This window comes from Mesorhizobium sp. P2_A12 (genome assembly GCF_056405075.1).
On the sequence record NZ_JBFUCU010000010.1, the window covers coordinates 16282 to 28558 of the forward strand.

At 63.0% G+C, this 12277-nt stretch carries 8 protein-coding genes; 4 read left to right on the top strand and 4 right to left on the bottom strand.

What is annotated here, in order from left to right; all coding sequences use genetic code 11:
- Positions 1-3: 3 nt before the first annotated feature.
- From AC1DZU_RS21095 to AC1DZU_RS21105, 3 genes are all read right to left on the bottom strand, one after another.
- Positions 4-2574 carry a GcvT family protein gene (locus tag AC1DZU_RS21095; protein WP_477287966.1) on the bottom strand — a complete coding sequence of 857 codons (2571 nt, stop codon included), beginning with the start codon at positions 2572-2574 and terminating at the stop codon, positions 4-6.
- A complete protein-coding gene (locus tag AC1DZU_RS21100) occupies positions 2574-3056 on the bottom strand; it encodes an endonuclease domain-containing protein (RefSeq protein WP_477287968.1) in 483 nt (160 codons plus the stop codon). The genes AC1DZU_RS21095 and AC1DZU_RS21100 overlap by 1 nt, the downstream gene beginning before the upstream one ends.
- A 134-nt stretch (positions 3057-3190) precedes the next feature.
- Complete coding sequence (locus AC1DZU_RS21105) at positions 3191-4768, bottom strand: trimethylamine methyltransferase family protein (RefSeq protein WP_477287970.1); 1578 nt, start codon at positions 4766-4768, stop codon at positions 3191-3193.
- A 252-nt stretch (positions 4769-5020) separates the two neighbouring features.
- On the opposite strand from AC1DZU_RS21105, the gene AC1DZU_RS21110 reads away from it, so the two are divergent.
- The 3 genes from AC1DZU_RS21110 (at position 5021) to AC1DZU_RS21120 (ending at position 9439) form a co-directional block, all read left to right on the top strand.
- Positions 5021-6928 carry a phospholipase D-like domain-containing protein gene (locus AC1DZU_RS21110; RefSeq protein WP_477287972.1) on the top strand — a complete coding sequence of 636 codons (1908 nt, stop codon included), beginning with the start codon at positions 5021-5023 and terminating at the stop codon, positions 6926-6928.
- A 169-nt stretch (positions 6929-7097) separates the two neighbouring features.
- Entirely contained in the window at positions 7098-8279 is a 1182-nt protein-coding gene (locus AC1DZU_RS21115) for an MFS transporter (RefSeq protein WP_477288220.1), read from the top strand.
- Positions 8276-9439 carry an MFS transporter gene (locus AC1DZU_RS21120; protein ID WP_477287974.1) on the top strand — a complete coding sequence of 388 codons (1164 nt, stop codon included), beginning with the start codon at positions 8276-8278 and terminating at the stop codon, positions 9437-9439. The genes AC1DZU_RS21115 and AC1DZU_RS21120 overlap by 4 nt, the downstream gene beginning before the upstream one ends.
- On the opposite strand, the gene AC1DZU_RS21125 is transcribed toward AC1DZU_RS21120, so the two are convergent.
- Entirely contained in the window at positions 9431-10000 is a 570-nt protein-coding gene (locus tag AC1DZU_RS21125) for a hypothetical protein (RefSeq protein ID WP_477287976.1), read from the bottom strand. The genes AC1DZU_RS21120 and AC1DZU_RS21125 overlap by 9 nt on opposite strands.
- A 149-nt stretch (positions 10001-10149) precedes the next feature.
- Here AC1DZU_RS21125 and AC1DZU_RS21130 point away from each other — a divergent pair, with 149 nt between their 5' ends.
- Positions 10150-12225, top strand: coding sequence for a prolyl oligopeptidase family serine peptidase (locus AC1DZU_RS21130; RefSeq protein ID WP_477287978.1), 2076 nt, complete (start codon positions 10150-10152; stop codon positions 12223-12225).
- Positions 12226-12277: the final 52 nt, after the last annotated feature.

Sequence of the window (12277 nt, forward strand, 5' to 3'; positions counted from 1 at the left end):
ACCTCAGGTCCGCATCTTCTCGCCACTCGGGTCGAAAGGCGCTTCGACGTTGATGCGGGCCGGGCGCCGGTGTCCCAAGATCTCGATCTCGAACAGCCCGGCACTTTCGTCCTCGGCGAGTGCTGCCGGGACGTAACCCTGCGCCATCGACTTCTGCACATAGTGCGCATAGCCGCCTGATGTCACCCAGCCGACCACGCGCCAGTCGCCGTCAACGATGCCGCGCACGGCCGAAGCGCCTTCAGCTGCCTTGGAGCCGCGTATTTCCTCGCCGCCATCGTCGAAGCGCGGCGCGCCGTAGCCATGCGGCTTTTCCACCGTGCCATAGTCCTTGGAGACCTTGGCCCAGATCGGCTCGTCGCCCATCACATCGGCGTCGGCGGCATCGACGATGAAGGAGACACGGCGCAGTTTTGGCCCCTCGGCCTGTTCCTTGGCGGCAGCCTCGCGGCCGATGAAATCGTTCTTCTCGAGCTTGATGAAGCGATCCATCGCGCCTTCGAACGGTCCGTAGATCGGCCGCAACTCGCGAAACCAGGTCGGGAAGTTCTTTTCCAGGCGCATCGACAGCAAAGCGCGCATGCCGAAATCGACAAGGCCGAACTCCTTGCCGGCATCCTTGATCGCCTTATAGACAAGGCGCTGGTAGGCCGGCGCCATCCAGATCTCGTAGCCGAGATCACCGGTGTAGGTGATGCGATTGACCAAACAGGGCGCACCGCCGACCGCCATCTCGCGGAAATCCATGAAGCGGAAGGCTTTTGTCGAGATGTCGACATCGACGAGCTTCTGCAAGAGGTCGCGGGACTTAGGCCCGGCGATCGACAGACCGACCAGCGTCTGGTCGAAACGGTGGATGCGCACGGAACCGTCCATAGGCAGATGCTTCTCGAACCAGCGCATGTGATATTTCTGCGCCGCCGACGAGCCCCAGATCATGAACCGGTCCTCGCCGGCCTTGGCGATGGTGAAGTCGCCGATCAGCTTGCCAAATTCGTTGATCATAGGCGTCAGCACGATGCGGCCGGTCTTCGGCATGCGGTTGGTCATCAGCCGGTTGAGGAAATCCTCCGCCCCTGGTCCGGACACTTCGTATTTGGCGAAGTTGGCGATCTCGGTGACCCCGACGCGCTCGCGCGTGGCGCGCACTTCCTCGCCGATCGGCCCAAAGTCGTTGGAGCGGTGGAAGGAGACGATGTCCTTCGGCTCCTTGCCCTTCGGCGCGAACCAGAGCGGGGTTTCGAGACCCCAGCTGTCGCCCATGACGGCGTTGTTGGCCAGCATCGTGTCGTAGAGCGGCGTCGTCTGCGCCGGGCGTGCGGCCGGCAGTTCCTCATTGGGGAAGCGGATGGAGAAGCGGCGCGAATAGTTTTCGCGCACCTTGGCGTTGGTGTAGCGCAGGCCGGCCCATTCGCCGAAGCGGGCGACGTCCATGCCCCAGACGTCGAAGCCGGGATCGCCATGGACCATCCAGTTCGACAGCGCCAGACCGACGCCGCCACCCTGGCTGAAACCGGCCATGACGGCGCAGGCGCACCAGAAATTGGTCAGGCCCTGCACCGGGCCGACCAGCGGGTTGCCGTCGAGCGCGAAGGTGAAGGGGCCGTTGATGATCTGCTTGATACCGGCCTTCTCGATGCCGGGGAAATGCTTGAAGCCGATCTCCAGCGACGGCGCAATGCGGTCGAGGTCGGGGGCGAGCAATTCATGGCCGAAATCCCACGGCGTATTGACCGGCGACCACGGCTTGCATGCCTTTTCATAGGTGCCGAGCAGGATGCCGTTGCGCTCCTGGCGGGTGTAGATCTCGCCCTTGAAGTCAAGGACGCCGATCATCTCGCGGCCGGTCGACTTGTTGAATTCCTCGACCTCCGGCATTGGCTCTGTGAGCAGGTACATGTGCTCCATGGCCAGCACCGGCAGTTCGACGCCGACCATGCGGCCGATCTCGCGCGCCCACAGGCCGCCACAGTTCACCACGTGCTCGGCATGAACCGTGCCCTGTTCGGTGACGACGTTCCAGGTGCCATCGACCTCTTGCGTCAGCTCGACGACGCGGTTGCGCAGCACGATCTCGGCACCGAGCTTCTTGGCCGCCTTGGAATAAGCGATCGTCGTGCCGGACGGATCAAGATGGCCCTCGACCGGATCCCACATGGCGCCGACGAAATTGGTCTCGTCCATCAGTGGGAACATCGCCTTGGCTTCGGACGGGGTGATCAACTCGGTGTCCATGCCGAGATAGCGGCCCTTGGCGTGGGCGAGCCGCAGGAAGTCCATGCGCTCCGGCGTGTCCGCCATCATCACGCCGCCGGTCAGGTGCAGCGAGCAGGACTGGCCGGAAATCTCCTCGATCTCCTTGTAGAGTTGGACCGTATAGGCCTGTAGCTTGGCAACGTTGGGGTCGCCGTTCAGGGTGTGGAAGCCGCCGGCCGCGTGCCAGGACGAGCCGGAGGTAAGCTCCGAGCGCTCGATCAGCATGATGTCGGTCCAGCCAGCCTTGGCCAGATGGTAGAGAACCGAGCAGCCGACGACGCCGCCGCCGATGACAACCGCTTTTACATGAGATTTCATCAAGATAGGTCCGTTTTTGGAGAGATTGAATCGAATGAGCGCGGCGTGAAAACAAAGCGGAGGTCGGATACAGCGATGTTTTCGGTCAGCTTGCCGTCAAGCGCGGCAAGGATGGTTTCACAGACGGAAGTACGATGTTTCAGGACGTCATGGCTCCAAAGACGCAGGATCGAATAGCCTTGGGTGCGCATGAAATCGTCGCGGCGGCGGTCATATGAACTGCCGGCATGCTGGTGTCCATCGACTTCAACAACAAGCCATTTTTCGCGGCAGGCGAAGTCTGCAAAAAAGGGGCCGATGGAGAACTGACGCGTAAAGCGATGGCTGCCAAGCTTGCGCGCCTTTAGTTCAAGCCAAAGCAATGCTTCGGCCTGATTGCCTGCTTGCCTGAGTTTTCGTGCTCGCTGGGTGGTGCCCGTTTTGCGGCGACTGCGCGTTTCACGAATGGCTTCCCCCACTCCGTCGCTGCTTCGCAGCGCCACCTCTCCCCCCTCCGGAGGGAGAGGAAGGGCGCCAGCTGGAATAATTTCGCGCCCTTCCTCTACCCCGTCGATCGGGGGAGAGGTGTCGAGCGAAGCTCGACGGAGTGGGGGTCGATTGTTCATCAAAGCAAGGATCAAAAGTCGGTCGGCGCACCGCCCTCGGACCGGCGCTTTTCGACGAAGGCGTTGAGTTCCTCGCGAATGGCCGGGTCCATATAGGGCTCTTCGTAGGACGCCAGCCGCTCCTTCCACACCTTGTTGGCCTTTTCCAGCGCTGTCGGCGAGCCGGCTTCCGCCCAGGTTTCGAAATTGCGCCAGTCGGAGAGGATCGGCGAGTAGAAGGCGGTCTTGTAGCGGTCCTGCGTGTGCTGGGTGCCGAAGAAATGGCCGCCGGGGCCGACTGACTGGATGGCGTCGAAGCCGAGCGCTTCTTCGGACAGGTCGAGCGGGGTCAGGAACTCCGCCACCATCTGCAGCAGGTCGATGTCCAAAATGGTCTTCTCGTAGGAGCAGCGCAGGCCGCCCTCGAGCCAGCCGGCCGCGTGCATCATCAGATTGCCACCGCCCTGGATGGCACCCCACAGCGAGAACACGCTTTCGTAGGCCGCCTGCGCATCGACCGTGTTGGCGGCGCAGGTGTTGGAGGTGCGGTAGGGGATGTTGTAGCGGCGGGCAAGCTGACCACCGACCAACTGCGCCTTCATGTACTCCGGCGTACCGAAGGCCGGTGAACCGGACTTCATGTCGACATTGGAGGTGAAGCCGCCATAGCCGACGGGCGCACCCTTGCGCACCATCTGGGCAAAGGCGATGCCGGACAGCGCTTCGGCGTTCTGCTGCACCAGCGCGCCGGCGATCGTCACCGGCGCCATGGCCCCCGAAAGGGTGAACGGCGTGACGACGACGACCTGGCCCTTGCTCGACATCTGGATGATGCCTTCCATCATCGGCACATCGAGCTTGAGCGGCGAATTGGTGTTGATGATGGTGAAGACCGACGGCTCCTCGAGCAAGTGCTCGTGGCTGATGCCGCGCGCGATCCTGGCGATCTCGATGCCGTCGACATTGCGCTCCTTGCCGAGCGAGTAGATGTGAAACACCTTGTCGGTCAGCGTGGCGAGGTCGCGGACGCACTCCAGGTGCCGGACCGACGGATGGATATCGGTCGGCTCCACCGGATAGCCGCCGGTGCAGTTCAGGATGTTGTGCATCTGCGCGAGCTTGAGGAAGTTGCGGTAGTCCTGCTGGTTGCCGGGCCGGCGGCCGCGGTCGATGTCGGAACAGTTGGGCGCCGACGCCATCATCGAGATGATCAGATTGTTGCCGCCGAAGCGCACATTGTGCGCCGGGTTGCGCGAGTGGATGGTGAACTCCGACGGGCAGTGCGATACCAGCTCGAGGATCATGTCGCTGTCGAAGCGAACCCGTTCGCTGCCGTCGCGCACGTCGGCGCCATGCGCCTTCATGATGCGCCGGGCCTCGTCATGCAGAACGTCGACGCCGATTTCCCTCAATACGCGCAAGGAGGCGAGATGGATCGATTCCAACTCGTCGTCCGAAACCAGCCTGGTCGGTGCGAGCGGGTTCTTCAACTGGCGGAAAGCCGGCTGTTCGAACGCGGCCGAACCGCCGGCGCGCTTTCCGGCGCGGCCGCCACGACGGGCGCGGTCGGTGGCCAATGCCGGTTCTGCAGGTTGTAGGGCGGCGGTCATGATGGTCCTCGTACGATGCGGTAGCGGGCGGCATAATGGACCGGCGACCCGCCGGTCGTTGCGGAGGCGGCGACCACTAGGGCGAGGGAAGCGACATGCCGGAACGGCAGTTGCACGGCAAGAATATCGCCCCGATCGCGGCGATGCGCTGGCCTGGGACCAGCGGCCGGATCGACGCTAAGTGAAACGCGTTACACATCCGTCTTTTACTTCTGCTATATTGGCGCGCCGAACGTCTCTGGAGGGAAAGCCATGCCTGACGTCGTCAAAGTGCGCGCCGCGACAAACAACGAAGTCGCGTTCCTTTCCTGGGATATAGACGGCATGATCCCTGGCTGCCTCGGCTTCGAGATCGTGCGCATCTATCCCGACACTGGCGAGGAACGTTGCCTGGCCTCCTGGGTGCCTTTCAAGGGCCAACGCAATCCACGGTGGATTCCCCAGGATACCGGCGTCTGGCCGGTGCAGAAGACATTCTGGCGCGATCTCACTGTGCGGCGTCGGCGCGACAGCATCGACGTCAGGCCGGAGGGTGAAATGATCGCCTACCGGGTGCGGCCGGTCGGCGACATGAAGCTGGGCCTCGACCCTGTGCCGGTGCGCCCCGACCAGGTCGTCGATGGCAAACCCGCCTACACCGGGCCGGCGCGTCCGCTCGGTTATCTCGGCCAGGGTGCGGTCAGCCCGCCGATCTTTCTCGGGCAGATGTTCGGCAAGGCGCGAGTTGCCTTCACCAACGGCGTGCTGTCGACGCAATGGATGTCGCATGCGCTGCAAGAGGCCGGCATCAAGGTCGGGCAGCGCGACAAGATCAAGGCGGTGCTGCAGGATCCGACCAGCAAGATACGCGCCTATCTGCATGGCGATGTGCCTGATGTGCTGACCAGTCTGCTGAAACGGGCCAAGTCCGAAGGCGGCACCGTCAGGCTAGCGCTCTACGAGCTTGGCGACGACGAACTGTGCGACGCGATCGTCGCAGCCAAGGATGTCGTCGAGGTCATTCTTGCCAATTCGGGCAGGGACGACCAGACCAAGGCCTGGGACGCCGGCAACGCGCCGTACAGGAAGCGCTTGCACGACGCGGGCGTCGTGGTGAGTGACCGCCTGTTCAACAACAACCATATCGGCCACAACAAGTTCGCCGTCTACCGCGATGGCCAAGGCAAGCCGCAAGCGGTGATGACCGGCAGCACCAACTGGACGTCGACGGGCATTTGCGGACAGTCCAACAACGCCTTCATCCGCGACGATCCGGCGATGGCCGAGATCTTCGACGCCTATTGGCAGCGCATGAAGGCCGACGTGTTCCCGCCGCCGGCCTCGGAAAGCGCCGCCGGCCACGTCGTGCAGACGCAAGGCGTGCCGTTTCGTAGGGAAAACCACCTGCGCAATCCGCTGAACGGCGTCACGGCGACGCTGGACGGCATGACGGTCTGGTTCTCGCCCAACGATCCCGACCGCAACAAGAAGGACATCTCGGTGCGGCCGGTCGACCTCGACGATGTCTTCGCCCGCATCAAGGCGGCGAAGCGCGCGGTGCTGTTCCTGGTGTTCAATCCGTCGCTGCTCGGCGAAAACTCGATCGTCGACCAGGCCGTCGCGGCAGCCAAGGCCGATCCGAATTTGATCGTGCAAGGCGCGATCAGCGACGAAACCGCGATGCCCAACTATGTCGCGCCGACCAAGGATCCGGTCACCCACAAGTCGAACAAGGACGGCAAGTCGCCCTTCGTCTTTCCGGAGAAGGTCTGGGAGATGCCAAACGTCTCCATCGTGCGGGCGGCAAACCTGACCGGCGCCACGATCGCCCGCGATTTCCAGGCGGAAGTACTGACCGTCGGCCATGCGATCGTACACGACAAGATCGTCATCATCGATCCGATGGAGGACAATGCCACGGTCGTCACCGGCAGCCACAATCTCGGTTACAAGGCTTCCTACGAGAATGACGAGAACATGGTGATCGTGGAGGGCGACAAGACCTTCGCCGCCGCCTATGCGGTGCATATGCTCGACGTGTTCGACCACTACAAGTTCCGCGCCTGGCGCAGGACGATCGGCAAGGGACCTTCCGACGATGACGGGATTTCCATCGACGACAAATGGCTGAAGCCCTACGCCGACGGCAAGAAGGGGGCGATCGCCCGGTATTTTCCGTAGCAAGCACCTGCCTCCATTCGACGAGGAACCGCTCGGCTTCAACCGACAGGACGGGTCCGGTGGCGCAAGCGGATTTCGCCGTCCGGCCCTTCCTTTCCCCAAATCGAACCAGTAGCTAGTCGGGCTTGCCGGCGGATGGCCAGCACTTCATATGGATGACAGTATCAGCATGGTTGCGACCGGCTCGAGCGAAGGCGAAGCGGGAACGCAGTGGGCAGCGCTTGCCGGCGTCACCGCAGCGCTTGCCATGTTCGGCGCCGCGCAAGGGCTGAGCTCGCCGCTGTTCACGCTGCTGATGCAAACGCAGGGGATGTCGCCGGCGCTGATAGGCTTGTCGGCGGCGATGATGCCGCTCGGCCTGATCCTTTCGGCTTCCTTCGTGCCGGCCGCGGTGCGGCTGGTCGGCGCACGCACGCTGGCGGTCGGCTGCTCGCTGATCGGCGCGCTCTGCTTCCTGGGCATCGGCTATCTGCAGGACTGGGTGGCCTGGTTCGTCATCCGCTTCATCATCGGCGTGGTCATCAATCCGCTCTACATACTTGGCGAGGTCTGGGCGTTGTCGCTGGCGCCGCCATCGCGGCGGGGCCGGGTCATGGGCGTGTTCAACACGCTGCTGGGCGCCGGCTATGCGGCCGGGCCATTCGCACTGACCCTGCTGGGCACGTCGGGCTGGGCTCCATTCCTTGTCGGTGTCGCCGGCTTTACGCTCTCCGCGGTGATCCTGCACGCCGTCTCTTCCAGGCTCACCGGTTTCGAGGATGACGGCCAACCTGCCAGCGGCCTTGTCGGCTTCGCCAAGGTGGCGCCGGCACTGCTGCTTGCCGTCCTGGTTTCGGCCGCGGTCCAGCAAAGCACCTATGCGCTGTTGCCGGTGTTTGGCGCCAGCTACGGCCTGGCGGAGGCCGTGCTTGCCTCGCTGGTGATGGCGCTTTCGCTGGGCAACATCCTGCTGCAGATCCCACTCGGCCTGCTGGCGGAACGTTTTGGTGGCCGTGCCATGATCATCGTCTGTGCGCTGGCAACCGCGGCCTGCGCGCTTTTGCTGCCGCTGCTGATCATGACGCCGCTGATCTGGGTCGTGCTGCTGGTGATGGGCGCCGTCGGATACGGCGTCTACACGATGGCGCTGGTCGAACTGGGCAGCCGCTTCAAGGGCTCGGTGCTGGTCGCCGGCAACGCCGCCTTCGCGCTGATGTGGGGCGCAGGCGGTATTGTCGGCCCGCCGGGTGCCGGGCTGCTCATGCAAGGCATAGGCCCGCTCGGCCTGCCGGTCGTGATCGCAGGTCTCGACGCGTTGCTGGTGATGTTCGCGCTGTATCGCTCGTCCGTGCGCCGGAGCGGCAAGGCATGATCGCGAACGGTTCGAGCAACAGTGAGACGGCGATGCAGTGGGCGGCGATCACCGGCGTGATCGCGACCGTTTCGGTATTCGCCATCGCGCAGGGACTGTCCTATCCGCTGCTGAGTTTCATCCTGCAGCGCCAGGGCGTATCACCGGCGATGATCGGCCTGTCGGCGGCAATGACACCGATAGGTTTCATCGTCTCGTCACCACTGATCCCGGCGCTGGCGCGCCGGTTCGGGGCAGGGCGCACGGCACTCTCCTGCGCGGCGCTTTCGGCGATCGTGCTGGTGCTGATCGGCTGGACGCAGGATGTGTATCTCTGGTTTCCGCTGCGCTTCATGATCGGCGTGGTGACCAATCCGCTCTACGTGCTGAGCGAGATCTGGGTGATCGCGCTGGCGCCGCCGGCCCGGCGCGGCCGCGTCATGGGCGTCTATTCGACGATCATCTCGGCCGGCTTCGCGGCCGGGCCGCTTTGCCTGCTTGCCGTCGGCACAGAGGGCTGGCCACCCTTCCCCGTCGGCATTTTCGCCTTCGTGCTGTGCGGCATCTGCCTGGCCTCGGTGCTGCCGCGTCTGCCCAAGGTCGACGAGGCCGGGCATCGGGTTTCCGTCCTGGGCTTCGTGCCCTTGGCGTGGCTGCTTCTGTTTGCCGTTATCGTTGCCGCCGGCTTCGAGCAGGGCGCGCTGGCCTTGCTGCCCGTCTATGGCACCCATCACGGCATCTCTGAGACCCGCATGTCGGCGCTGCTTTCGGTGATGATCGCCGGGAACATCGCCATGCAGGTGCCACTTGGCCTGCTGGCCGAAAGGCTCTCCGCGCGTCTGGTGCGGCTTGCCTGTGTCGCGATCACGGTGCTCGGCTGCCTGCTCCTGCCGTTTCTCATCGAGACGCCACTGATCTGGCCGATGATCTTTGTCTGGGGTGCGGTTTCCTACGGCATCTACACGATGTCGATCATCGAGCTCGGTGAGCGCTTCACCGGCTCGACACTGGTTGCCGGCAACGCCGCCTTCTCCCTGATGTGGGGAGTCGGTGGCATCGCCGTGCCGCCGCTGGCCGGTGCAGCGATGGATGTTCTGGGTGCAAGAGGCCTGCCGATTATCCTTGGCCTGATGTGTCTGACGCTGGCGGTTGCGAGCATCGTTGGTCGAAGGTCAGTCTGACGCTATTGTGGGATGCTGCTGCTCGTCATCGCCTCGCCATCTCGAAATTGCCCATATGTCACAATGGGCATGACGTTCCTCAGGGTGCATCCGGCGCAGCATATCCTGAATTTCAACGGCACGATCAAAGTCGGGTATCAGCCCAACTTGAGATAACTCCGAATTCGCAAACACGTCGGGAAATCCACCGCAGTTGGTCAACGCGCTTATGGAACCTTCTTGATCCAACAAGTCGTAGCCCAGGAAGATGAAACCGCCCCAATCAATCGAATGCACGTCCGTCGACGGCTTTCGAATTACGCTTAAAATATTCAGTTCGTTCGTATCTGCCAGTTGCGAAAGCAGAAACTCCAGGTCCACAAAGAAATCGAGCATCCAGTCCTCGTTGACAATGTGGGGCCAGTAGCTGTCCTTTGTCTCGCCAAGCGCGACCGGACCAAGCATTCCATCGAGGGTGACGACTTCGGTCAGTTGGGTGAGGCCCGACCACTCGATGTATTTCGTCCATTCCGTGGCTCTGGACGGATCAAATCTCTCTTTCGCAATGTAGAGAAATTGCATGAGGCTTCCTCGTAGCGACACATGGCCGGATAAGGTTTCGCACTTGATGCGGTATGGCGGGTCGCTTCTTTCGCGCGTTCCAATTGAATTTCGGTAATGGCATGACGATGTTTGCGACACCGAGCCTTGATGAGTTTACCGGAGACCCTATGACCAAGTCGACCACACAGACCCTGCCAAATTCCACCCCTTCGACCGAAGATCCCTTTCTCTGGCTGGAGGACAGGACAGCCAAGCAGTCGCTCGACTGGGTGCATGGTCAGAACGAGGTAACGGTCGGTGAATTGCAGGGCGATCCGTCTTATCAGGCGTCGTTCCAGACCGCGCTCGACCTGATGACTGCCGAGGACAACATCGCGGTCGGTGCCGCGATTGCCGGCCATGTCTACAATTTCTGGCAGGACAAGACCAATGTGCTCGGGCTGTGGCGCCGCACGACGGTCGCTTCCTACAAGACCGAGAAGCCCGACTGGGAAACGATCGTCGACTTCGACCAGCTAGCGGCCAAGGACGGAATCAAGTGGGTGTTCAGCGGCGCCAGCCGACTCCATCCGGATTTCAATCTCTGCCTCGTCTCGATGTCGCCGGATGGCGGTGACGCCAGCGCGATGCGCGAATTCGACATCGCGACCAAATCCTTTGTCGAGGGCGGCTTTCGCGCACCCGCGTCCAAGTCGGGCTTCGGCTGGCTGGACAAGGACACCGTCATCGTCTCGGCGGCTTTCGAGGAGGAGGACAAGACGCAATCCGGTTATCCACGCGTGGTCAAGCTGTGGAAGCGCGGCACCAAACTGGAAGACGCGACACCGATCTTCGAGGGGCAGAAGGAGGATCTCGCCGTTGGCGCTGCCGTCGAGTTCGACGGTGACAGGCGTTATCTGATCCTAGCTCGGACGCTCGATTTCTTCGCCTCGCATATCTTCCTGCGGCTGCCTTCCGGCGAGAACAAACGCCTGCTGCTGCCTGACGACGTGACCGATACGGCGATCTTCAAGGATCAACTCGTCTTCGGCGTGCGCAGCCCGTGGACGGCGCCGGATGGCACCTCGTGCAAGCCTGACGGCCTCTATTCGCTGGATCTGGCGCACTGGGTAGAAACCGGCACGCTCGGCCCGGTGGAGATCTTGCTGGAGCCGGCATATCGCGTGTCGATTGCCGGCATTGCCCGCACGCAGGACCGCCTGTTCGTCAATCTGATGGACAATGTGCGCGGCAAGGTCGTCGTCTGCGAGCGCAAGGATGGCGGCTGGTCGATGAAGCCTGTGGCACTGCCCGAGAACGGCAATGTCGGCATCAGCCACGCCGAGCATTTCGGCGCCAGCGTTTCCTTCTCCTTCACCGACTTCTTGACGCCGAGTTCGATCATCTGGTCGGACGACGATGGCGACACGCTCGCCACCGTGAAGTCGCAGCCGGCCCGCTTCGATGCGTCGCCGCTGATCTCGGAGCAGTTCGAGGCGCGCTCGAAGGACGGCACGATGATCCCGTACTTCGTCGTCCGGCGCCGCGACCAGAACGGTCCGGTGCCGACACTGCTCTATGGCTATGGTGGTTTCGAAGTCCCGCTTCTGCCAAGCTATGCCGGCGTGCGCGGCAGGCTGTGGCTGGAAAGGGGCAATGCCTATGTCCAAGCCTGTATTCGCGGCGGCGGAGAGTTTGGTCCGGCCTGGCATCAGGCGGCGCTCAAGGGCAACCGCCAGAACGCCTTCGACGATTTCGCCGCGGTCGCGCAGGACGTCGTCAAGCGCGGCATTGCCACGGCCGCTTCGCTCGGCATCCAGGGCGGCTCGAATGGCGGCTTGCTGACCGGCGTTTCCTTAACGCAGCATCCCGAGCTTTTCGGCGCTGTCATCATCGAGGTGCCGCTGCTCGACATGCTGCGCTACACCGAATTGCCGCCCGGTGCCTCCTGGATGGCCGAATATGGCGATCCGTCGAAACCGGATGATGCGAAGTGGCTTTCCGCCTATTCGCCCTACCAGCATGTCGCGGCCGATGCCGCCTATCCGCCGGCGCTGCTGACCACCTCGACCGCTGACGACCGCGTCCATCCCGGTCATGCGCGCAAGATGGCGGCCCGCCTGCAGGAAGCCGGCCATGCCCGGACGCTGTTCTTCGAGGAGACCGAGGGCGGCCATGGCGGCCGTGGCGACCGTCGGCCGCAAGCGGCGCAGACCGCGATGAAATATGTGTTCCTACAAAGGGCGCTGGGCGGCAACGCATGAGCCGAAGTCTCGGCGCTGCAAACGCATAGGATGGTTCACCTCGACCGTCCTT